We start from the raw sequence: 22,150 nt of genomic DNA on the forward strand, positions 1-22,150 counted from the left end.
GTCAGCGCTTCAGCACCGACATGGCCGCGTTGTGGCCGGCGATGCCGCTCACGCCGCCGCCCCTGCGGGCGCCGGCGCCGCACATCAGGATGCGCTCGTGCTCGGTCTCCACGCCCCACCGCTCGCCCTCTTCCGCGTACGGCCAGCTCAGGTCGGTGTGGAAGATGTGGCCGCCGGGCAGCCCGGCCTCGTTCTCGAGGTCGACCGGGGTCTTGGCCTCGGCGCACAGGGTGCCGTCGGGGGCCCTGAGCAGGCATTCCTCGATGGGCTCGGCGAGGACGGAGTTGATGGAGGCGAAGGTGGCGTCCAGGGCGGCCTTTCTCGCCTTATCCGGATTTTTCCGGAAAAGGCGGGCGGGCATGTGGAGGCCGAACAGCGTCATCGTCTCGGCCCTGCCCCTCAGCCCCGACCCGAGGATGGACGGGTCGGTCAGCGAATGGCAGTAGACCTCGGCCGGCGGCAGCTCCGGGATCTCCCCGCGCGCCGCCTGCCCGTAGGCCGCGGCGAGCTGGTCGCGGCTCTCGTTGATGTGGAACGTGCCGCTGAAGGCCGCCCGCGGATCCACGGACGTGTCCTTCAGCCGGGGCAGCCTCGTCAGCACCATGTTGACCTTCAGCTGCGCGCCCTCCGGCACCTCCCCGGGCCTGCCCAGCACCCGGTCGAGCACGGCCGGCGGCAGGTTGACCAGCACGTGGCCGCCGTTCACCGTGTGCTCGCCGCCCTCGTCCGCGAACGTGACCTCGCCGGACGGCGAGATCCCGACGATCTCGGCCCCGGTCCTGATCTCGGCGCCCGCCCGCCTGGCGGCCGCCTCGAGCGCCCCCGAGACGGCGCCCATGCCGCCGACGGGGACGTTCCACTCGCCGGTGCCGTCGCCGATCACGTGGTAGAGGAAGCACCGGTTGGCGAGCAGGTCGGTGGCGGGGTCGGCGAACGTGCCGATGAGCGCGTCGGTCAGCACCACGCCGCGCACGGTGTCGTCCCCGAACCGCTCCTCCACGGTCCGCCCGATCGGCCGCCTGAACAGGTCCCGCCACGCCTCGGGGCCGACGAGCCGTTCGACCTCGGCGGCGGACGGGAGGGGTTCGAGCAGCGTGGGCGCCAGCGCCTGCGCCACGCGCGCGGTCATGGCGTAGAAGTCCTGCCACGCCTCGTGGTCGGCCTCGCCGCCGGTGACGCCCCTGAACGAGGCCGCCGTGGCCGCCGCGTCCTCGTTGTCGACGAGCAGGCCGGTGTCGCCCTTGGGCGTGTACGAGGCGTAGCGGCGGCGGCGCAGCTCCAGGTCCAGCCCCAGGTCACGGACGATCGCGGAGGGCAGGAGGCTGACGAGGTAGGAGTAGCGCGACAGCCGTACGTCGACGCCGGGGAAGGCCCGCGTGGAGATCGCCAGCCCGCCCACGTGGTCGTGGCGTTCCAGGACGAGCACGCTGCGCCCCGCTCCGGCCAGGTAGGCGGCCGCCACCAGCCCGTTGTGCCCGCCTCCGGCCACGATCACGTCATACGACCCCATCACCGCACCATACGACCCCACCCACACCATCCGTCAACGCTCACTCTCGGACATTTCTCCCGATCCGCCGGGTCACTGGCGGGCGCCGCACCCCCTGTGTGATCCTCAGGTGGACCGCCATCTGATCAGCGCCGCAAGCTGCTGGGTTCCGCACAAAATCCCGTAAAATACGTTTTTCGCCCTAGTAGGCCAGGACCCACCCAAGGAGCACGAAACTCACCATGCGCAGCACCCCCGACTCCGTTCTGCAGCCGTCCGACGAGGTCGCCGAGGCCCTGGCGAGTGGCGCGCCCGTCGTCGCCCTGGAGTCCACGATCATCTCCCACGGGCTGCCGCAGCCGCGCAACCTGGAGGTGGCGCGCGAGCTGGAGGGGATCGTGCGGGCGGCCGGCGCCGTCCCGGCCACGATCGCCGTGCTGGACGGCGTGCCCCGCATCGGCCTCAACGAGGTGGAGTTGGAGCGCATCGCGACCGAGTCCGGCCTGCGCAAGCTGGGGCAGCGGGACCTGCCCGTGGCGGCGGCGCTGAAGGCCAGCGGCGCCACCACCGTGTCGGCCACGTCGTTCCTCGCCGCCCGCGCCGGCATCCGCGTCTTCGCCACCGGCGGACTCGGCGGCGTGCACCGCGGCTGGACCGAGGACCAGGACGAGTCCGCCGACCTCGACACGCTGGCCCGCACCCGCATCACCGTCGTCTGCGCCGGCGTCAAGTCGATCCTCGACGTGCCCGCGACGCTGCAGCGCCTGGAGACGCGCGGCGTGACCGTGGCGGGCTACCGTACGGACACCTTCCCCGGCTTCTACCTGCACTCCTCCGGCCAGCCGATCGAATGGCGGATCGAGTCGCCCGCCGACGCGGCGGAGATCATGCGGGGCCAGGACGCGCTCGGCGGCCAGGAGACGGCGCTGATCGTCGCCAACCCCGTCCCCGTGGACCAGCAGCTCGACCCCGAGCTCCATGACCGCGTGCTGGCCGAGGCGCTGGCCGCCGCCGAGCGGCAGGGCGTCAAGGGGCAGGCGATCACGCCGTTCCTGCTCGGCTACCTGGTGGACGGCACCGGCGGGGCCTCCCTGGAGGCCAACCTGGCCGCCGTGCGCGGCAACGTCGCCCTGGCCTCGCAGATCGCCCGGTCATGGGCGCGCCCGTGACGGACGGAGTGACGGGCGGGGCCCTGCTCGTCATCGGCGACGTGGTCACCGATGTGGTGGCGTTGCATGGTTCGCCGGTCATGTCGGGCACCGACACGGCGGCCGACATCGTCCTGCGCCCCGGCGGCTCCGGCGCGAACACCGCCGCCTGGGCCGCCCGCCTCGGCGCCGACGTGCGCCTGCTGGCCAGGCTCGGCTACGACAGCAGCGAGTGGCACACCACCGAGCTGGCCAAGACGGGGGTCCGGCCGCACGTCTCGGTCGATCCCGACCGCCCCACCGCCGTCGTGATCGCGATGGTGGACCGGAGCGGCGAGCGTACGATGCTCACCAACCGCGGCGCGGGCGGCCTGATCTCCGAGGCCGACTGGGACCCGGCCCTGCTCGACGGCGTCGCCCGGCTCCACCTGTCCGGCTACCTGCTGTTCGCGGAGGGCGGGCTGCGGCTGGCCAGGCTGGCGATGGCCGAGGCCGCCGCCGCCGGGATCGCGATCAGCGTCGACCCGGCCTCCACCGGCCCGCTGCGCGACTTCGGGGTCGAACGTTTCATCCGCGAATCCGCCCCCGCCGGCCTGATCCTCCCGAATCTTGATGAGGCCCTCTTGCTGAGTGGAGCCACGACGGCGGAGCGCGCCGCCGTACTCTTGAGTGAGACATACGGCACAGCGATCGTGAAGCTGGGAGCACGGGGCGCGCTGGCCGCCGTGGACGGCGAGGTCGTCGCGGCGGCGGCAGGTGTGTCCACCGAGGTCGTGGACTCGACGGGAGCGGGTGACGCGTTCGCCGCCGGGTACCTCACCGGGGTTCTGCAGGGTGTCGGCGAGGAGGCGGCTTTGGAGGCAGGTTGCCGTGCTGGTGCCGCATGTGTGGCCCAGGTGGGCGGTCGGCCACGGTACGGTTTGGATCTGAACCGTCTTTACCCTATTCACACTGATTGATAGCTTGCCGCGTAAGCTACACCATTAGCCACACGCGTTTCGGTCAGCACCGCGCGGCTCACTGGGGAGGATAAGGTCCGCCGATGGAAGTCGAGTCATCGATCTGCCTGAGCGACCTAGTCCCTGCTCTGCGCTGGAGCCGCCCGCAGCAGGTGGCCGAAGCACTGGCCGATCCGCGGCTGCCGGCGGGATGGTGGCACTCCCTCGCGCTGTCGAGGGCGCTCGGCACGGCGGGGCTCGACTGGATCTGCGAGCGGCTGGCGCGCCTGGCCTCCTCGCGCTGGGACCATCTGCCGCTGGCCGACCTGCTGCCCGCGCTGACCGTCCACCACATCGATCCGGCGCTGCCGGGCTGGCCCGAGGACACCCGTACGGCGATCACCGGGCTCGGCGGCTGGCAGCGGCTGCGCCGCCTGTCCCCCAGCGACCTGGGCACGCCGTCGGCGACGCCCGAAGTGGTGATCGGCTCCGTCTTCCGCGAGATCCTCGGCCGCATCCCGGCCCAGCGTGCGGCCCCCGCGGCCGATCACCCCGAGGTCACCCGGCCGCTCGTCCGGGGCACGGGCTCCTTCCCCGTCCAGGCCGATCCGGTGCCCCAGACCGGCATGTTCGCCGCCCAGAGCGGCGCCGCCGCCGAGCAGCGCCCCGACGCCGCGCCGCAGCGCCCGGCCGCCGCCGCGGACCAGCGCCAGACGGGCTCGTTCCCGGCCCAGCAGCCCTCGGGCACCGGCCCCCAGGCCGCCCAGGGGCCGGACAGCGGCCGCCAGACCGGCTCCTTCCCCTCGATATCCGACCGCCCTGGCGGTCCCTCGCAAGACCGCCAGGTCGCCCCCTCGCCAGACCGCCAGACCGGCCCGTCCCAGGACCGCCAGACCGGTTCCTTCCCGGCCCAGCCGGCGCCGGACGCCGGTGGGCCGGCGCGGCAGACGGGGTCGTTCCCCGCGCAGACCGGCTCGTTCTCCGCGCAGCCGCAGAGCGGCTCGTTCCCGGCGCAGGGGTTCGCCGGCGAGGGCCGCCCGGCCCCCGGCCAGCCCGACCGCGCCCCGCAGCGCCCCGCGAGCCCCCAGTCCGACGCCCAGCCCGGCGCCCGCCAGGACAACAGCTCCGCCCCCGGCGGTCCCAGCACCGGGTCGATGCCCGCAGTCCCGGGTGGTCCCAGCACCGGGTCCATGCCCGCGATCCCGGGCGGTCCCAGCACCGGGTCGATGCCCGCCGTCCCCGGCGGCCCCAGTACGGGATCCATGCCCGCCGTCCCCGGCGCGCCGGGCGCCTCCAAGAGCAACGGCACCCCGAGCTACGCGGCGCCCGTTCCCACCGCTCCGCCGGCCCCCAGCAGCCCCGTGCCGACCGACGCCGACCACGCGATGGTGCGGGTCGTGGACAACCTGTTCCGCAGCCTGGACAAGCTGGAGCTGGCGGTGGCCGTGCACCGGCTGTTCGCCGAGGACCCGGTCAGCCTGCGGACGCTCGCCCACAAGATGCTGGTCGACCGGGACGCGCTCTCCCAGGCCCAGCGCACGGCAGAGGAACGCGTCCTGCACTGGCTGCGCTCCTCGGAGTCCGCGCCGGTCACGGGCCACATGTTCCGCCTGACCGAATGGCTCGGCGCGGCGGCCACCGAGGACCAGCTGATCGGCGCCGACCCGGCCCACCCCGTGACGGTCCCCTCGCTGCGCACCCCGCTGTGGCGCGTGCTGGTGACGCTCATGCCCGACCGCCGCTTCCAGGACGGCTGGCTGGTCGTGGGCGACCTGCACCGCCTGCAGGACCGTACGAGGCAGTTGCTGGCCTCGAGCCCGCCCGACGCGGACGTCGTGGAGCTGATGGGCGAGCTGGGCATCCGCGCCCACTCCGCCAAGGCCTGGTACGACGCCCTGCCCCAGGAGACGAGCGGCGACCCGGTGGCCGAGGCCCCGTCGCCCGCCCAGCCCCTGCCCCGCCGCACGCCGGGCGCCAACGGCCACCACCACCGGGGCGGCCAGCCCATCCCGCCGACCCCGGCGAACTCGATCGACCCGTCCGCGGCCCTGGCGACGCTCTCGGCGCTGTCGGGCGGCCGTTCGCCGATGCTCTCCGGGAACCTGGCGGGCAATCCCCCGACGCCGCCTCCGCCGCTGCCGAGCCCGTCCTCGGACCCGCGCCGCTGGCAGCGCATCGAGGTGACCCCGGAGCACCTCAGGGGCGGCCCCGTGCCGGTGCCGGAGGGCTACGCGGCCCAGCTCGGCATGCGCCCCGGCACCCTGCTGTCGGTGACCGGGCCCGGGGACAACGCCATCGTCCTGGTCTGGCAGGGCCACCAGCCGGTCTTCGACTCCCTCCAGCCGGTGCTGATGCGCCTGAACGCGCGCCCCGGCGACCAGGTCTACGTCACGGTGGACGGCTACCGCCTGGAAGCCCAGCTGACGGGCTGAGCACTCGCCCTGCCGTTCAAAGGGGCGCGTCGAACAGCCGCAGCCGGTAGGCGGTGGCGGCGGCCTCGCCCCGGGTGGCGACGCCCAGCTTGGCCAGGATGTTGGAGACGTGCACGCTCACGGTCTTCGCCGAGATGAACAGCGCCTCGGCGATCTCCCGGTTGCTCCGCCCGTTAGCCACCTCCCGCAGCACCTCCAGCTCACGAGCCGTCAGCCCCAGCGGAAGCCCGTCGGCCGCCTCCTCGGCGCCCCCGATCCTGGCCCGCCGCCCGAAGGCGTCGAGCTGCTCCAGCAGCGGCGTCGCGCCCAGCCGGGCGGCCAGCTCCCGCGCGCGGCCCAGCCGCTCCGCGGCCTCCTGCCGGTCGCCGTCCGCCAGCGCCGCCTGCGCCGCGCCCACCAGGCACCGCGCCTCGGCGTACGGCTGCCGCAGCGCCGCCCACGCCCCCGCCGCCCGGTCCCAGGCCTCGAACCGCCACGCGGGCGGCTCGGCGGCGCCGTCGTCCGGCTCGGGACCCGTCAGCGCCGTGTAGGTGAGGTGCTGCGCCCGCTGGAGGTCGCCGTCGGCCTCGAGCTCCCGCCCCAGCGCCCGCAGCCGCGTCAGGAGGGCCGCGCCGAGTTGCGCCACCGGCGTGCCCACCCCGGACCCTTGCCGCGGCACCACGGAGCCGAGCAGGTCGGCGATGGTCACCAGCACCGGCCAGGAGTAGCGCGGGGTCTCCACCAGATCGCGCTCCTCCAGGGCCTTCGCGGCCACCTCCACCGCGGCCTCGAGCTCCCCGCGCGCGTGCAGCAGCCGCACCTCCCTGCACAGGTGCGGCAGGACCGTCTGGTCGCGGTAGGTCCCGCGCGACAGCACGCTCCGCGACGACCCCAGCAGCCGCTCGGCCCGGTCGAACTCCCCGCGCGCCAGCGCGATGTCCGTGGCGAACCCCTGCAGGCTGGCCTGGTAGGGAGCCGGCGGCGCGAGGTCGAGCGCGTGCTCGACCACCTCCAGCGCGTCGTCCCACTGCCCCAGTGACACCAGCGGCTCGGCCAGGTTGATCGACAGGAACGCGCCGGACGTGCGGGCCAGCCCGTACTGGCGGGCCTCCTCGATGCCGTCGCGGGCCACCTGCGCGGCCCGCTCGTGGCGGCCCGCCCCCTCCAGCGCGTCGGACTCGGAGATCGCGCAGCGCATCAGCGCGTTGTACGCCTCGTCGCCGCCGGCGAGCCTGCGCGCCTCCGCGAACGCCTCCAGCTGCGCCTCGATCTCGGAGAAGCCGAATCGCGCCCAGGTGAGGTCGATCAGCGCGTGCGCCTCCACCTTGCGGTCGCCCAGCTCATGGCCGATCTTCATGGCGAGCCGGCTCGTGGCGAGCCGCTCCGACCAGACCTCCCGCCCGTGGAGCATGCGGGACAGGGTCTCCAGGACCTGGGCGTGGAGCTTGGTCGGCCGGTCGGAGGCGACCAGCGCGGCCGCCTCGCGCAGGTCGTCGACGTAGCCGGAGCGGCCCAGGTCGTAGCGGGTCAGGCCGCGCTGGCGCAGCAGCTTGGCCGCCCTGATCGGGTCGGCTTCGTGGTCGATCTCGGCGAGGGCGGCGCCGGCCAGGGCGATGGAGCGTTCGTACTCCCCGGCGAGGTGCGCGACCGTGGCCGTGTTCCTGAGCACGTCGATGCGGTCGCAGCCGATGCGCTCGGACGCGTCGGGCACCTGGTCCCACAGCTCCAGCACCCTGGACAGCATCCTGAGCTGCTCGTCGTAGGCGGTGGACCTGCGGGCGACGCCGGCCGCCTGCCAGGCGCTGACCAGCGCCCAGGTGGCGTCGTGGGCGGAGTGCCAGTGGTGGGCCAGCTCGATCGCGCCGCGCGGGGCGGGCAGGATCGACAGGTCGCGCTCCAGCGCCTCGGCGAAGCGGGTGTGCAGGCGGGTGTGCTCGCCGGGCAGCAGGTCGTCGTGGAGCGCCTCGCGGATCAGCGCGTGCCGGAAGCAGTAGCCCTCGCCGTCGACGGTCAGCACGTTTCCCGCCACGGCGGGCCGCAGCGCGCTGGAGAGCGCGTTCTCGTCGAGCCCGGCGACGGCGGAGAGCAGGTCGTGCTCGATGCGCTGCCCGCCGGCGCTGGCCACGCGCAGCAGCTCCTGCGTCTCGGCGGGCAGCCGCTCGACGCTGGCCAGCAGCAGGTCGCGCAGCGACTCCGGCAGCGCGACGCCGCCTCCGTCGCTGAGCAGCGCCTCCACGAACAGCGGGTTTCCCTCGCTGCGCGCGTAGATCAGGTCCATGTCGGCGGGGGACGGCTCCCGCTCCAGGATGCCGGCCGCCTGCGCGACGGCCTCCTTGCGGGTGAGCCTGCGCAGCTCGACCCTGCGCACCCGCTCGACCCGGCCCAGCTCGGCGAGGAGCGGGCGCAGGGGGTGGGTGCGGTGCAGCTCGTCGGTGCGGTACGTGACCACGATCAGCAGGCCCGCCGCGGTCGGCTGGTAGCGGACCAGGAACGACAGCAGGTCGCGGGTGGACCGGTCGGCCCAGTGGGCGTCCTCGACGATCAGCAGCACGGGACGCTCTTCGGCCAGCCGCTCCAGCAGCCCCAGCACCTGCTCGAACAGCCGCGCCCTGGCCTCGGGCCCGTCTCCGTCCGGCTCCCCGAACTCGGGCAGCAGCCGCGCCAGCCCGCGCGTGGTGCCGCCGGGCACGAGCGCCGCCACCCCGTCGCGGCCCAGCTCGCGCACGAGCCCGCGCAGCACGGCGGTGAACGGCGCGAACGGCAGGCCCTCGGTGCCCAGCTCCAGGCACCCGCCGACGAGCACCAGCGCGTCGTCGGCCCGATCGGTGAACTCCTTGATCAGCCGGGTCTTGCCGACCCCGGCCTCGCCGCCGACGAGCACGGCGGACGACGCCCCGGCACGCGCCCCGACCAGCGCGTCGCCGAGAGCGGCGAGCTCACGGGCGCGCCCGACGAAGCGGGGACTGACGGCATGGATACTCACGCCCTAAGAATGCCATCAGATCACGACAGAATTCCCGGCCGGGCTAGCGCAGGACCTTGCGGAAGAACGTGGCAGAAGCCTCGTAGCCCAGCGCGTGGTAGAACTCGGGCGCGCGCCGCGTGGCCATCGCCACGTAGCCCGCCTCCCGCGTGCGAGCCCACCGCTCGAACTCCTCCAGCAGGGCCCGGCCGATCCCCTGCCGGCGCGCCCCGGAGCCGACCATGGCCTCCTCGACCCAGGCCACCGGCCCGTTGGCGAACAGGGTCAGATGCACGAACCCCAGCAGGTAGCCCTGCACGCGCCCGCCCACGACGGCCGCGAGCAGCAGGGCGTCCTCGTTCGCCAGCAGCTCGGGCAGGGCGGCGTCGAAGGCCCCGCGCTCCGGTCTGAACGTCAGACCGAACTCGCGCGCCAGCGCGAACACCTCGTCCGCGTCCGCCTTCTCCGCCCTCCTGATGAGAAGATCGTCAGCCGTCATGACTGACGACACTAGATCGTCCGAGGTCGCGGACGCAAACTCCCTCGATTCGCCCCGCCGAAAACGTTCAGCCGGAAACGGTCAGAGGTCGCCCAGGCCGAGCTGCCGGGCGATGAGCATGCGCTGGACCTCGCTCGTGCCCTCACCGATCTCCAGCACCTTGGCGTCGCGGTAGAAGCGCCCCACGGGGAACTCGTTCATGAACCCGTACCCGCCGAACACCTGCGTGGCGTCCCGCGCGTTGTCCATGGCCGCGTTCGACGAGACCAGCTTGGCGATCGCGGCCTCCTTCTTGAACGGCGCCCCGGCCAGCATCTTCTCGGCCGCGTGGTAGTAGGCCAGGCGGGCGGTGTGGGCGCGGGCCTCCATGTCGGCGATCTTGAACTGGATGGCCTGGTAGTGGCCGATCGGATGGCCGAACGCCTTCCGGTCCCTGACGTACTTGAGGCTTTCGTCCACGCACCCCTGGGCCAGCCCCACGCTGAGCGCGGCGATCGCGATGCGGCCCTCGTCGAGGGTCTGCAGGAACTGGGCATAGCCGCGGCCGCGCTCGCCCAGCAGGTTCGCGGCGGGGACGCGGCAGTCGCTGAAGGACAGCTCGCGGGTGTCGGAGGCGTTCCAGCCGACCTTGGAGTACTTCTTCGACACCGTGAACCCGGGCGTGCCGCTCGGCACGAGGATCGTGGAGATCTCCCGCTCGCCGGTGATCGCGGCCACGCCGACGACGGCCGTGATGTCGGTGCCGGAGTTCGTGATGAAGGCCTTCGTCCCGTTGATCACCCATTCGGGCCCGTCCAGCAAGGCGGTGGTGCGCATCCCGCCCGGCACGTCGGACCCGCCGCCCGGCTCCGTCAGGCCGAACGCGCCCAGGGCCGAGCCCGAGGTCAGCTTGGGCAGCCAGTGCTCGCGCTGCTCGGCGTCGCCGAACCGGTAGATCGGCATCGCGCCCAGCGACACCGCGGCCTCCAGGGTGATCGCCACGCTGGAGTCGACGCGGGCCAGCTCCTCCAGCGCCACGCACAGGGCGAAGTAGTCGCCGCCCATGCCGCCGTACTCCTCCGGGAACGGCAGCCCGAACAGCCCCATGGCGCCCATCTGCCGCACGATGTCGTACGGGAACTCCTCCCGTTCGTAGTAGTCGCCGATCACCGGCGCGACCACCTCGCGGGCGAACGACTCGACGGTCTTGCGCAGCTCTTCGTACTCGTCCTTGAGCATGGTCAGCCTTTCGACAGCGCCTGTACGACGCGGGAGGGGCTGGGCCGGCCGAGCAGCTCCGCCAGCCAGGTGCTGGTGGACACGAGCTTGCCCAGGTCGAGCCCGGTCTCGATGCCGAGCCCCCGCAACATCCAGACCAGGTCTTCGGTCGCGAGGTTGCCGGTGGCGGACTCGGCGTAGGGGCAGCCGCCGATGCCGCCCGTGGAGGCGTCGATCGTCGTCACGCCCGCGCTCAACGCGGCCAGGGTGTTGCCGAGGGCCTGGCCGTAGGTGTCGTGGAAGTGCACGGCGAGCCGCTCGGGGCGGCGGAACGCCTTGATCAGCGCGGTCACGTGGCCGGGCGTGCCGACCCCGATGGTGTCGCCGAGCGACAGCTCGTAGCAGCCGAGCCCGAGCAGCCGCTCCCCGACCGAGACGACCTGGGCGATCGGCGTCGGCCCCTCCCAGGGGTCGCCGAAGCACATCGACACGTACGCGCGCACCCGCACGCCGTTGTCCAGCGCCCCGGCCACGACCGGCTCGAACATCTCGAACTGGCTCTCCAGGCTGCGGTTGAGGTTCTTGGCGGCGAACGTCTCGGTGGCGCTGGCGAAGATGGCGATCTCGTCCACGCCGCGTTCCAGGGCCCGGTCGAGGCCGCGCAGGTTGGGGACGAGGACCGGGTAGCGCACGCCCGGCTTCCTGCGCAGCCGGGCCAGCAGCTCGTCGGCGTCGGCGAGCTGCGGCACCCACTTCGGGTGCACGAAGCTGGTCGCCTCGATCACCTTGTGCCCGGCGTCCGCGAGGCGGTCGATGAACTCGGCCTTCACCTCGACGGGCACGATCGAGGACTCGTTCTGCAGGCCGTCGCGCGGGCCGACCTCGTAGATCGTGACCTGTTGCGGAAGCCCTTCCATCGGGTAAGGCATTACGACTCCTCTGTGACCACGGCGAGAACCGCGTCCATGTCGACCGGCTGGCCCGCCTGGACCGCCAGCTCGGAGACCACGCCGTCGCGTGGGGCGGTGACGGTGTGCTCCATCTTCATGGCCTCGACGATCACCAGCGGCTGGCCTTCGGTGACCCGGTCGCCGGCCTGGGCCTTGACCACCAGGACGGTGCCGGGCATGGGGCTCCTGACGACGCCGTCGCCCGTGGCCGCCGCACCGGGCCGGTCGCCGGGGTCGCCGATGAGGTGCCGGGTGAGCGCCCACGCCGCGCCGTCCGTGCCGAGCCAGAGCGTGTCGGCGTGGCGTACGCGCAGGTAGTGCTCGGTACGGCCGCCGATCGTGACGGTCAGCTCCCCGTCGCCGAGCCGGATGCGCGCGGGCACGATCTCATCGTTTATCCGGACTTCGGCGGATTCTTCGGGCAGGCCGCGGACCTGGACCGCGTGCACCCCGTCCCTCGACTCCAGCCGCCACGTCGTCCAGGCCCGCTCGCCCACCCGCCAGCCGTCCGTGACCTCCCACGGGTCGTCGCCCCGGGGCAGAGCGGCGTGGAAGGCGAGCGCCGCCGCCGCGAGCACGTCGCCGGGCACGTCCGCGGGCGGGACCAGTTCGGGCAGCACGCGCTCGACCAGGCCGGTGTCCAGCTCGCCCGCCTTGACCGCCGGGTGTTCGGCGAGGGCCCGCAGGAACGGGATGTTGGTGACCACGCCGAGGACGGCCGTGCGGGCCAGGGCGCGGTCGAGCGTCCTGAGCGCCGAGGCCCGGTCCGGCGCCCAGGCGACGACCTTGGAGAGCATCGGGTCGAACTCGCTGCCGACGACGCCGCCCTCGACCAGCCCGGAGTCCACCCGTACGACCGGCGCGGGACCGCCCGGAACGCCGCCGTCCGGCTCGCGCAACGCCAGCACGCGGCCGCCCGTCGGCAGGAAGCCGCGGGCCGGGTCCTCGGCGTAGACGCGGGCCTCGACGGCGTGCCCGTCGATCCGCACGTCGCCCTGCCCGAACGGCAGCGGCTCCCCCGCCGCCACCCGCAGCTGCAGCTCGACCAGGTCGAGCCCGGTCACCAGCTCGGTGACGGGGTGCTCCACCTGAAGACGGGTGTTCATCTCCATGAAGTGGTAGGAGCCGGTGGTCCCGTCCACGATGAACTCGACCGTGCCCGCCCCCACGTAGCCCACCGAGCGCGCGGCCTCCACCGCGGCCGAGCCCATGCGGGCGCGCGTCTCGGGGCCGACGAAGGGCGAGGGCGCCTCCTCGATGATCTTCTGGTGCCGGCGCTGCAGGCTGCACTCGCGCTCGCCCAGGTGCACGACGTTGCCGTGGGTGTCGGCCAGGACCTGCAGCTCGATGTGGCGCGGGCTCTCGACGTACCGCTCGATCAGCAGGGTCGCGTCGCCGAACGCCGCCCGCGCCGTGCGCCGGGCCGACTCCAGGGCGTCGGGCAGCTCGGCGGCCGACCGTACGAGCACCATGCCCTTGCCGCCGCCGCCTGCGGAGGGCTTGATCAGCGCGGGGAAGTCGCGCCAGGATTCCAGCGAGTCGCCGGGCTCGGCCCCGCCGGGCACGACGGGCACCCCGGCCGCCGACACCGTGGCCTTGGCGCGGATCTTGTCGCCCATGGCGTCGATGGCCTCGGGCGGTGGCCCGACGAACACCAGCCCGGCCTGCGCGCACCGCCGCGCGAACGCGGCGTTCTCGGCGAGGAACCCGTATCCGGGGTGGACGGCCTGTGCCCCGGACGCCAGCGCCGCCCCGACAATTGCCTCAATATCCAGATATTTCGGCACTTGGTGGGAGCGGTCGGCCTCCAGCACGTGCCGGGCTCCGGCGTCCGACGCCGTGTGCACGGCCACCGACGTGATGCCGAGCCGGCGCAGCGTGCGGATGACCCGTACGGCGATCTCGCCCCTGTTGGCGATCAGAACACGGTCGAACAACATGCGTCACATCCGGAAGACGCCGTAACCGGCGGGCTCGAGCGGGGCGTTGGCCGCCGCGGACAGCGCCAGGCCGAGGACGGTGCGGGTGTCGAGCGGGTCGATCACGCCGTCGTCCCACAGCCTGGCCGTGGAGTAGTACGGGTTGCCCTGGTGCTCGTACTGGGCCCTGATCGCGTCGGCGTCGGCGGTGCCGACCGTGGTGAGCACGTTCGCGGCCTGCTCACCGCCCATGACCGAGATGCGGGCGTTCGGCCACATCCACAGGAACCTGGGCGAGTACGCCCGCCCGGCCATCGCGTAGTTCCCCGCCCCGAAGGACCCGCCGATCACGACGGTGAACTTGGGCATCCGCGCGCACGACACGGCGGTGACCATCTTGGCGCCGTGCTTGGCGATGCCGCCCGCCTCGTAGGCCTTGCCGACCATGAAGCCGCTGATGTTCTGCAGGAAGACGAGCGGGATCTGGCGCTGGTCGCACAGCTCGATGAAGTGGGCGCCCTTCATGGCGGACTCGCTGAACAGGATGCCGTTGTTGGCCACGATCCCCACCGGATGGCCGTGGAGGTGGGCGAACCCGGTCACGAGGGTCGAGCCGTACTCGGCCTTGAACTCCAGGAAGCGCGACCCGTCCACGATCCTGGCGATCACCTCGTGCACGTCGTACGGCTGGCGCGTGTCGGCGGGCACGATCCCGTACAGGTCGCGCGGTTCGTGCCGGGGCGGCTCGGGCGCGATCGTGTCCCAGGGCCGCGCGGCCGAGCTCCGGCGCGGGGCCAGGGTGGAGACGATGTCGCGGACGATGGCCAGCGCGTGCGCGTCGTCCTCGGCCAGGTGGTCGGTGACGCCGCTGACCCGCGCGTGCAGGTCGCCGCCGCCCAGCTCCTCGGCCGTGACCTCCTCGCCGGTGGCCGCCTTCACCAGCGGCGGGCCGCCCAGGAAGATCGTGCCCTGGCCGCGCACGATGACGGCCTCGTCGCTCATCGCGGGCACGTACGCGCCGCCCGCCGTGCACGAGCCGAGCACGGCGGCGATCTGCGGGATGCCGCGGGCGGACATGGTGGCCTGGTTGTAGAAGATGCGGCCGAAGTGCTCGCGGTCGGGGAACACCTCGTCCTGCTTGGGCAGGAACGCGCCGCCCGAGTCGACGAGGTAGACGCACGGCAGGTGGTTGTGCAGGGCCACCTCCTGCGCGCGCAGGTGCTTCTTGACCGTGAGCGGGTAGTACGTGCCGCCTTTCACGGTCGCGTCGTTGGCGACGATCACGCACTCGCGGCCCGAGACCCGGCCGACCCCGGTGATGATCCCCGCGGCCGGCGCCTGGTCGTCGTAGAGGCCGTTCGCGGCCAGCGGCGACAGCTCCAGGAAGCGGGAGCCGGGGTCGAGCAGGCCGTCGACGCGGTCGCGCGGCAGCAGCTTGCCGCGCTCGACGTGGCGCAGGCGCGAGCGCTCGGGGCCGCCCCGGGCGGCGACCTCCAGCCGCTCCAGCAGCTCGGCGGCGACCCGCTCGTTGAGCTCGACGTTGCGCTTGAACGCCTCGCCGCCGGGATCGGCGGACGACTTCAGCACCGGCCACTCGCTCATGACGCCCCTCTCATAGCTCGAGATGTTAGTCATCATTAACGTAGTCGTCTAGCATGTGAGACGTGACCACTACCGCCCCTACCCGGAATCGCCGCAACAGGCGCGGGGAGATCCTGGAGGCGGCGGCCCGGCTGTTCGCCGCGCGCGGTTTCCACGGCGTCTCGATCGAGGACATCGGCGCCGCGGTCGGCGTCTCGGGCCCCGCGCTCTACCGGCACTTCAGTGGCAAGGACGCGCTGCTGTCGGAGATGCTGCTCGACGTCAGCTCGCGGCTGCGCGAGTCGGCCGCCGCGGTGGTCACCTCGTACCCCGATGCCCAGGAGACGCTGGACGCGCTGCTCAACGTGCAGATCACGTTCGCTCTCGAGCAGCCGGCGCTGATCACCGTGCACGACCGGGAGCTGGGCAACGTGCCCGAGCCCGAGCGGCGCCAGATCAGGCGGCTGCAGCGGCTCTACGTCGAGGAGTGGGTCACCGTGCTGGCCGAGCTGCACCCGGCGTGCCCGGCGGCGCGGCTGCGGGCCGCGACGCACGCCGTGTTCGGGCTGCTCAACTCCACGCCGCACAGCGCGGGCGAGCTGGGCGCGGGGGACATGCGGCCGCTGCTGCACGCCATGGCGCGCGCGGCCGTCACCGCCGCTGTTAGCGCTCGCTAACTTCCAGGGATCTGCCCGAAATGCCCTTCCCGTGCCAACTATCTAGATATATCGTCAAGATATCTCGATAGTTGGAGGTAATCATGGAAGAGCCTGACTTCTGGGATGCCCCGCACCCCCACCCCCCGTTCCCCCCGCACCCACCCGGTCCACCGCCGGGCCCACCACCGGGCCCGCCGCCCGGTCCACCGCCGGGGCCGGGCGGCTTCGGCCCGCCGTTCGCGCCGCCCCCGCCCGGGCCCCACTTCGGCACCGTGGTCCACTGGGAGACGCCGCCTCCGCGGGTGCGCCGCGGCGACGTCCGGGCCGCCCTGCTGGCGCTGCTCCTCGAAGGGCCGCAGAACGGCTACCAGATGATCCAGGGCATCGAGGAGCGCAGCCACGGCGTGTGGCGGCCCAGCCCCGGCTCCGTCTATCCGGCGCTGCAGCAGCTCGAGGACGAGGGCCTGGTGTCCGGCGACGAGTCCGGCGGGAGCCGTACGTACCGGCTGACGGAGGAGGGGCGCGGCCAGGCGGCCAGGTACGCCGACGAGGCGCCGTGGGACGAGGTCGCCCGCACGGCCGTGCCACCGGACCACCACGAGCTGCGCCTGCTCTGGGCCCAGCTCAACGAGGCGTTCTCCCACCTGGTCCACACGGCCGACGAGCGTCAGATCGCGGCGGCCAAGGAGCTGATCAAGAAGACGCGCAAGTCCATGTTCCAGATCCTGGCGGAGGGCTGAGATGGCGGCGGACGCGGCGGTCGCCGTGCGCGGCCTGCGGAAGACGTACGGGAAGGTCGAGGCCGTCAAAGGCGTCGACTTCGAGGTGCGCCCGGGCGAGGTGTTCGGCTTCCTCGGCCCCAACGGCGCCGGCAAGACCACCACCATCAGCATGCTCTGCACGCTGGTGAACCCCACCGGCGGCAGCGCCACCGTGGCGGGCCACGACGTGGTCAGGGACCGTGACGAGGTCCGCAGGAACATCGGCCTGGTCTTCCAGGACCCCACCCTCGACGGCTACCTGAGCGCCGAGCAGAACCTGCGCTTCCACGCCGAGCTGTACGGCGTGCCCAAGAGCATGGTCGGCGACCGGATCCGGCAGGTCATGGAGATGGTCGCGCTGTGGGACCGCAAGGACGCCAAGGTGATGACGTTCTCGGGCGGCATGAAGCGGCGGCTGGAGATCGCCCGCGGCCTGCTGCACTCCCCGCGCGTGCTCTTCCTCGACGAGCCCACCGTGGGGCTCGACCCGCAGACCCGCTCGGCCATCTGGGGCTACATCAACCAGCTGCGGCTCCTGGAGGACATCACCATCTTCATGACCACGCACTACATGGACGAGGCCGAGTACTGCGACCGAATCGCGATCATCGACCACGGCGAGGTCGTCGTCATCGACTCGCCCGAGGCGCTGAAGGCCAGCGTCGGCAAGGACCGGGTGCAGATCCAGACCCCCGACGACGCGGAGGCGATCAAGGCGCTGCGGGAGCGGTTCGGGCTGGAGGCGGCCGTGCGCGAGGGCGCGGTGACGTTCGCGGTGGCCTCGGGCGAGGAGTTCGTGCCGAAGCTGTTCGCCGAGCTCGGCATGCCGATCAAATCGGTGAGCGTGTCGCGGCCGTCCCTGGACGACGTGTTCATGTCCTACACCGGCTCCACGATCCGCGACGCCGAGGCCGGCGACGGCAACATGGCGTTCATGAGAGCGATGGCGAGGCGATAGTCATGGCGACAGAGGCCATCAGCGTCCGCGTGCCGGTCCGCAGCGCCGGTCACGACCTGCGGGCGATCAAGGTCGTGCTCCACCGGGAGATGCTGCGCTTCGTCAACGACCGCACCCGCATGGCGTCCATGCTGGTGCAGCCCGTGCTCTGGCTGTTCGTCATGGGCACGGGGCTCGGGTCACTGGTGCGGGGGGCGATCCCCGGGATCGACTACCGCACGTTCATGTACCCCGGCATGATCTCCATGACCGTGATCATGACCGGGATGTTCTCGGCCGGTTCCATCGTGTGGGACCGCGAGTTCGGCTTCCTCAGGGAGATGCTGGTCGCGCCCGTCTCGCGCGGGGCGATCGTGGTCGGCAAGTGCCTGGGCGGCGCCATCGTGGCCACCGGGCAGGGCATCCTCATCCTGGCCATGGCGGGGCTGGTGGGGGTCCCCTACTCGCCCGCGCTCTTCGTGACGCTGCTGGCGGAGATGTTCCTCGCGGCGTTCACGATCACGGCCTTCGGGGTGATGCTGGCCGCCCGGATGAAGAACATGCAGACCTTCTTCGGTCTGATGCAGATGGCGATCATGCCCATGATGTTCCTGTCGGGGGCGATGTTCCCGCTGGCCAACCTGCCGTCGTGGCTGCACGTGCTGACCGTGGTCAACCCGATGACGTACGCGGTGGACCCGCTGCGCCAGGCGGTCTTCTCGCACCTGGACGTGCCGGCGCAGGTCGACGCGGTGCTGAACCCCGGGGTCCGGTGGTTCGACTTCCAGGTGCCGGTGATGCTCGAGCTCGGCCTCGTGGCGGCCCTGGGGCTGGCGCTGCTGGGGGTGGGGATCGCGGAGTTCAGGCGGGCGGAGTAGACGGCACGAGGCCCGGGGCGGTGTGTCCCGGGCCTCGTCCTTCGGTCAGATCAGCGCTTCACCCGGACGTAGTCCGAGCGGCTGGTGGCGCCGTAGGTGTCGTCGTCACCGCCGAACACGAACCGCCAGCGGCCCGAGTTCCAGCCCTTGACCTTGGTGTAGAGCCCGCCGCCGTCGTTCGACCAGGTCGTCTTCACGTACTGCCACTTCTTCGAGCCCGCGGGCTTGAAGAACAGCGCGACCTTGCCCGAGTAGCCCTCCCAGGAGCCCTCGTCGAAGACCTGCAGGCGGCCCTTGAACTTCAGGTACTTGCCGCGCTTGACCGGCTCGGGGTACGCGTTGAACTTGATCAGCCGCGTGTCCGCCTTGGACGCCGTAGGAGGCGGCGCCGGCTCGTTGACCTTGACCCAGTCGGCGTCGCTGACCGAGCCGCGGATGCCGCGGGTGCCGCCGTACTCGGCCCGCCACCAGCCCGAGGTCTCCGCGGGAGCGGAGGCCCAGAAGCGGCCGTCGCGGCCGGTCACGTCACTGGTGACGTACTCCCACCTGGACGAGCCGTCGGCCTTGAAGAAGATCGAGACCCGCTCGCCGGCCACGCCGCCGCGGTCCTCGACCAGCAGGGCGCCGCTGAATGTGAGCCGGTCACCCTTGTCCACGGGCTCCGGGCGGGCGTCGAAGCCGGCGATCCTGCTGCTCAGGACGCCGCGCCTGACGTCGACCCGGTCGGTGTCGCTGACCGAGCCCTTGGCCGCGGAGGTGGCCGCGAACTCGGCCCGCCACCAGCCCGTCTCGTCGGCCCGCACGGTGGCGCTGAACCAGCCGTTGCCACCGGTCGTCACCTTGGTGACCTGGCGGTAGGCGTCGGTGCCGCGCTCGCGGAAGGTGATGGCGACGCTCTGGCCGCCGTACCCCTTGTCGTCGGCGAGGAGCTGGCCGGAGACCTTGATCAGGTCACCCTTGTCCACGGAGTCGGGGCTGGCGTCGAAGTCGACGATCTTGGTGTCGAGGACCTTCTTGACCGAGACCTCGAACGTGCCGCCGCGGGAGGCGCCGCCGGCGACGGCGAGCCAGCTCCACGTGCCGACGTTCGTGGAGTCGAAGGACCTGGTGCCGGACCACTTCGTCCAGTCGCCGTCCTTGGTGGACGTCAGGTCGACGGGCTTGCCGACGCTGATGTCGCCCGGGGGCTTGAGCTGGAGCTCGGCCTTGTCGGCCCCCTTGGTGGCGAAGCCGAACGTGGCCGTGACCGCGCCGTTGGTGACGTCGATCGGAGAATTGGGACTGATCCCGACTCGGGTGATGACGGGATCCGCGGCCGCCGTCGCAGCGGAGGGAGCCATGACCAGGGCTCCGGCTCCGAGCGCTATGGCAAGGGCGGCCACACGAATGCGTTGTAACATGCGGGTTCCTTCCAGAGACCCAACGGTTCAACGCGGCATTGAGGGTGCCACGTGTGTCAATTAAGTAGACGTACGCGCCGACCGGAAGGTTTAGGAATCTGACAAACCGTTATATGCCGGGGTCAAACGGACCGGTCCACAACATGTCAGCCACGTCCGGCAGACGTCGGCGCCGATGAAAGACATAATCGAGGTGTGGCGCGCGACACAGTTGAGACTCATTTCACCCAGGCGGTTGCGACGCTGAAGGCGGGCCCCGCGCGAGATCCGGGGCTGCCGGTCCGCGAGGGCAGCTCGCTGACCGGCGAGCAGTGCATGAAGCTGTTCCAGCGTCAGCTCGACAGCCGCCTGCTGGACATCGCGGCCCGCTGGCTGCGCGAGCGGGACGAGGGCTACTACACGATCGGCTCCGCCGGCCACGAGGGCAACGCGGCCGTCGCCGCCGCCCTGCGGCCCACCGACCCCGCCCTGCTCCACTACCGCTCCGGCGCGTTCTACCTGACCAGGTCCGAGCAGGCGGGCAGGCTGCCCGAGCAGGGCATCCGCGACGTGCTGATGGGCCTGGCCGCGGCGGCCGACGAGCCGATCGCGGGCGGCCGGCACAAGGTGTTCGGCCATCCCGACCTGGCCGTCATCCCCCAGACCTCCACGATCGCCAGCCACCTGCCCAGGTCCGTCGGCGTGGCGTTCGCCATCGAGCGGGCCGCGGCGGCGATCGGCGATCAGGCCCGCTGGCCCGCCGACGCGGTCGCGGTGTGCAGCTTCGGCGACGCCTCGATCAACCACGCGAGCGCCCTGAGCGGCTTCAACACCGCCTCCTACGCCACCTACCAGGGCCAGGCGATGCCGCTGCTGCTCGTGTGCGAGGACAACGGCATCGGCATCAGCGTCCGCACGCCCAAGGGCTGGGTGGAGTCGGCCCTGCGCCGGCCCGGGATCGAATACTTCGCCGCCGACGGCTGCGACCTCGCCGCGGCGTACGACGCCGCCGTCCGCGCGGCCCGGCACGTCCGCGAGCGCCGCTCCCCCGCCTTCCTCCACCTGACCACCGTGCGGCTCATGGGGCACGCCGGCTCCGACGTCGAGCAGGCGTACCGCACGCAGCGCGAGATCAGGGCCGACCTGGAGCGCGACCCGCTGGTGCGCACGGCGCAGCTGCTCGTGGAGGCCGGGCAGAGCACGCCGGAAGAGCTGCTCAGGACGTACGAGTCCCAGCGCGAGCACGTGCTGCGGATCGCGCTGGAGACGACGCGCAGCCCGCGGCTCGGCTCCGCCAAGGAGGTCATGGAGCCGATCGCGCCGCGCAAGCCGGAGCTGATCGCCAAGATCAGCCCGATGGCGGCCCCGGCCCCGGACCGGGAGAAGGCGTTCGCCGGGGCGCTGCCCGAGCACGACAAGCCGATGACGCTCTCGCAGGCCATCAACCGCACGCTCGCCGACACGCTGGCCGTCTACCCCGAGATGACCGTGTTCGGCGAGGACGTCGCCAAGAAGGGCGGCGTCTACGGCGTGACCAGGGGGCTGCAGAAGCGGTTCGGCGCCGCCCGGGTGTTCGACACGTTGCTGGACGAGCAGGCCATCCTGGGGCTGGCGCTCGGCGCCGGCGTGTCGGGGCTGCTGCCCGTGCCGGAGATCCAGTACCTCGCCTACCTGCACAACGCGCTCGACCAGATCCGGGGGGAGGCGGCCACGCTGTCGTTCTTCTCGCGCGGCTCCTACACCAACCCGATGGTGGTCCGGGTGGCCGGGTACGCCTACCAGAAGGGGTTCGGCGGCCACTTCCACAACGACAACGCGGTGGGCGCGCTGCGCGACATCCCCGGCCTGGTCATCGCCTCGCCCGCGCGCCCCGACGACGCGGCCTCCATGCTGCGCACGTGCCTGGCGGCGGCCCGCACGTCCGGGTCGGTGTGCGTGTTCCTGGAGCCGATCGCGCTCTACCACACGCGCGACCTGTTCGAGGAGGGCGACGGGGGCTGGCTGGCGCCGTACGCGGCGCCCGGGCGCTGGCCGGAGACGCACGTGCCGATCGGGCAGGCGCGCTCCTACGGCGACGGGCGCGACCTGACGATCGTGACGTTCGGCAACGGCGTGCGGATGAGCCTGCGGGCCGCGGTGCGGCTGACCCAGGAGGGGTACGGCTGCCGCGTGCTCGACCTGCGCTGGCTGGCGCCGCTCCCGATGGACGACCTGCTGCGGGCGGCCGAGCTGACCGGCAACGTGCTGATCGCCGACGAGACCCGGCACACCGGCGGCGTGTCGGAGGGGATCATTGCGGAGCTGGCCGACGCCGGGTTCACCGGGAAGCTGGCGCGGGTGACCTCGTCCGACAGCTTCATCCCCCTGGGCGGGGCGGCCGAGCACGTGCTGCTGTCGGAGGCGGAGATCGAGCAGGCGGCGCGCAAGCTCCTGGGGTGACCG

The 22,150-nt window shown here is 72.5% G+C and carries 16 protein-coding genes; 8 read left to right on the forward strand and 8 right to left on the reverse strand.

All coding sequences use genetic code 11. From position 1 onward, the window contains the following. Position 1 precedes the first annotated feature (1 nt). A complete protein-coding gene (locus ACWDRB_RS01110) occupies positions 2-1,510 on the reverse strand; it encodes a phytoene desaturase family protein (protein ID WP_449891363.1) in 1,509 nt (502 codons plus the stop codon). Between the two features lie 221 nt (positions 1,511-1,731). Here ACWDRB_RS01110 and ACWDRB_RS01115 point away from each other — a divergent pair, with 221 nt between their 5' ends. The 3 genes from ACWDRB_RS01115 to ACWDRB_RS01125 all read left to right on the forward strand — a co-directional run bounded on the left by ACWDRB_RS01115 (position 1,732) and on the right by ACWDRB_RS01125 (position 6,007). Next, entirely contained in the window at positions 1,732-2,658 is a 927-nt protein-coding gene (locus tag ACWDRB_RS01115; RefSeq protein ID WP_350722277.1) for a pseudouridine-5'-phosphate glycosidase, read from the forward strand. Then, positions 2,655-3,596 (forward strand): carbohydrate kinase family protein, encoded by a 942-nt coding sequence (locus ACWDRB_RS01120; RefSeq protein ID WP_449891364.1) that lies wholly within the window; start codon positions 2,655-2,657, stop codon positions 3,594-3,596. The genes ACWDRB_RS01115 and ACWDRB_RS01120 overlap by 4 nt, the downstream gene beginning before the upstream one ends. An 83-nt stretch (positions 3,597-3,679) precedes the next feature. Further along, a complete protein-coding gene (locus ACWDRB_RS01125; RefSeq protein ID WP_449891365.1) occupies positions 3,680-6,007 on the forward strand; it encodes a hypothetical protein in 2,328 nt (775 codons plus the stop codon). Between the two features lie 16 nt (positions 6,008-6,023). On the opposite strand, the gene ACWDRB_RS01130 is transcribed toward ACWDRB_RS01125, so the two are convergent. The 6 genes from ACWDRB_RS01130 to ACWDRB_RS01155 all read right to left on the reverse strand — a co-directional run bounded on the left by ACWDRB_RS01130 (position 6,024) and on the right by ACWDRB_RS01155 (position 15,115). Beyond that, positions 6,024-8,969 carry a helix-turn-helix transcriptional regulator gene (locus ACWDRB_RS01130; RefSeq protein ID WP_449891366.1) on the reverse strand — a complete coding sequence of 982 codons (2,946 nt, stop codon included), beginning with the start codon at positions 8,967-8,969 and terminating at the stop codon, positions 6,024-6,026. Between the two features lie 43 nt (positions 8,970-9,012). Continuing rightward, complete coding sequence (locus ACWDRB_RS01135) at positions 9,013-9,447, reverse strand: GNAT family N-acetyltransferase (RefSeq protein WP_350722284.1); 435 nt, start codon at positions 9,445-9,447, stop codon at positions 9,013-9,015. A gap of 81 nt (positions 9,448-9,528) precedes the next feature. After that, positions 9,529-10,665, reverse strand: coding sequence for an acyl-CoA dehydrogenase family protein (locus tag ACWDRB_RS01140; RefSeq protein WP_449891367.1), 1,137 nt, complete (start codon positions 10,663-10,665; stop codon positions 9,529-9,531). Positions 10,666-10,667: 2 nt separating this feature from the next. Next, on the reverse strand, positions 10,668-11,573 hold the full coding sequence (locus ACWDRB_RS01145; protein ID WP_449891368.1) for a hydroxymethylglutaryl-CoA lyase: 906 nt from the start codon (positions 11,571-11,573) through the stop codon (positions 10,668-10,670). Beyond that, positions 11,573-13,534, reverse strand: a complete 1,962-nt coding sequence (locus ACWDRB_RS01150; RefSeq protein WP_449891369.1) for an acetyl/propionyl/methylcrotonyl-CoA carboxylase subunit alpha — start codon at positions 13,532-13,534, stop codon at positions 11,573-11,575. Before ACWDRB_RS01150 ends, ACWDRB_RS01145 begins: the two co-directional genes overlap by 1 nt. A gap of 3 nt (positions 13,535-13,537) precedes the next feature. Further along, the gene (locus tag ACWDRB_RS01155) at positions 13,538-15,115 is read right to left on the reverse strand and encodes a carboxyl transferase domain-containing protein (protein ID WP_449891370.1); all 1,578 of its coding nucleotides are present in this window, start codon (positions 15,113-15,115) and stop codon (positions 13,538-13,540) included. Positions 15,116-15,177: 62 nt separating this feature from the next. Here ACWDRB_RS01155 and ACWDRB_RS01160 point away from each other — a divergent pair, with 62 nt between their 5' ends. From ACWDRB_RS01160 to ACWDRB_RS01175, 4 genes are all read left to right on the forward strand, one after another. Continuing rightward, positions 15,178-15,771: an SACE_7040 family transcriptional regulator gene (locus tag ACWDRB_RS01160; protein ID WP_449891371.1), complete on the forward strand. Its 594-nt coding sequence runs from the start codon at positions 15,178-15,180 to the stop codon at positions 15,769-15,771. Between the two features lie 83 nt (positions 15,772-15,854). Beyond that, positions 15,855-16,493 carry a PadR family transcriptional regulator gene (locus ACWDRB_RS01165; protein WP_449891372.1) on the forward strand — a complete coding sequence of 213 codons (639 nt, stop codon included), beginning with the start codon at positions 15,855-15,857 and terminating at the stop codon, positions 16,491-16,493. Position 16,494: 1 nt separating this feature from the next. Beyond that, a complete protein-coding gene (locus ACWDRB_RS01170) occupies positions 16,495-17,472 on the forward strand; it encodes an ATP-binding cassette domain-containing protein (RefSeq protein ID WP_449891373.1) in 978 nt (325 codons plus the stop codon). Positions 17,473-17,474: 2 nt separating this feature from the next. Then, positions 17,475-18,329: an ABC transporter permease gene (locus tag ACWDRB_RS01175; RefSeq protein WP_350722296.1), complete on the forward strand. Its 855-nt coding sequence runs from the start codon at positions 17,475-17,477 to the stop codon at positions 18,327-18,329. Positions 18,330-18,379: 50 nt separating this feature from the next. Here the strand turns inward: ACWDRB_RS01175 and ACWDRB_RS01180 are convergent, their stop codons facing one another. Then, positions 18,380-19,729 carry a hypothetical protein gene (locus ACWDRB_RS01180; RefSeq protein WP_449891374.1) on the reverse strand — a complete coding sequence of 450 codons (1,350 nt, stop codon included), beginning with the start codon at positions 19,727-19,729 and terminating at the stop codon, positions 18,380-18,382. Between the two features lie 195 nt (positions 19,730-19,924). Here ACWDRB_RS01180 and ACWDRB_RS01185 point away from each other — a divergent pair, with 195 nt between their 5' ends. Next, on the forward strand, positions 19,925-22,147 hold the full coding sequence (locus ACWDRB_RS01185; protein WP_449891375.1) for a thiamine pyrophosphate-dependent enzyme: 2,223 nt from the start codon (positions 19,925-19,927) through the stop codon (positions 22,145-22,147). Positions 22,148-22,150 lie beyond the last annotated feature (3 nt).

The organism is Nonomuraea sp. NPDC003707, assembly GCF_053587055.1.

Coding starts and splice junctions, on each gene's coding strand:
- ACWDRB_RS01135 (WP_350722284.1), bottom strand. CDS start 9,447: ATGACGGCTGACGATCTTCTCATCAGGAGGGCGGAGAAGGCGGACGCG.
- ACWDRB_RS01110 (WP_449891363.1), bottom strand. CDS start 1,510: ATGGGGTCGTATGACGTGATCGTGGCCGGAGGCGGGCACAACGGGCTG.
- ACWDRB_RS01170 (WP_449891373.1), top strand. CDS start 16,495: ATGGCGGCGGACGCGGCGGTCGCCGTGCGCGGCCTGCGGAAGACGTAC.
- ACWDRB_RS01140 (WP_449891367.1), bottom strand. CDS start 10,665: ATGCTCAAGGACGAGTACGAAGAGCTGCGCAAGACCGTCGAGTCGTTC.
- ACWDRB_RS01165 (WP_449891372.1), top strand. CDS start 15,855: ATGGAAGAGCCTGACTTCTGGGATGCCCCGCACCCCCACCCCCCGTTC.
- ACWDRB_RS01145 (WP_449891368.1), bottom strand. CDS start 11,573: ATGCCTTACCCGATGGAAGGGCTTCCGCAACAGGTCACGATCTACGAG.
- ACWDRB_RS01125 (WP_449891365.1), top strand. CDS start 3,680: ATGGAAGTCGAGTCATCGATCTGCCTGAGCGACCTAGTCCCTGCTCTG.
- ACWDRB_RS01175 (WP_350722296.1), top strand. CDS start 17,475: ATGGCGACAGAGGCCATCAGCGTCCGCGTGCCGGTCCGCAGCGCCGGT.
- ACWDRB_RS01180 (WP_449891374.1), bottom strand. CDS start 19,729: ATGTTACAACGCATTCGTGTGGCCGCCCTTGCCATAGCGCTCGGAGCC.
- ACWDRB_RS01115 (WP_350722277.1), top strand. CDS start 1,732: ATGCGCAGCACCCCCGACTCCGTTCTGCAGCCGTCCGACGAGGTCGCC.
- ACWDRB_RS01150 (WP_449891369.1), bottom strand. CDS start 13,534: ATGTTGTTCGACCGTGTTCTGATCGCCAACAGGGGCGAGATCGCCGTA.
- ACWDRB_RS01155 (WP_449891370.1), bottom strand. CDS start 15,115: ATGAGCGAGTGGCCGGTGCTGAAGTCGTCCGCCGATCCCGGCGGCGAG.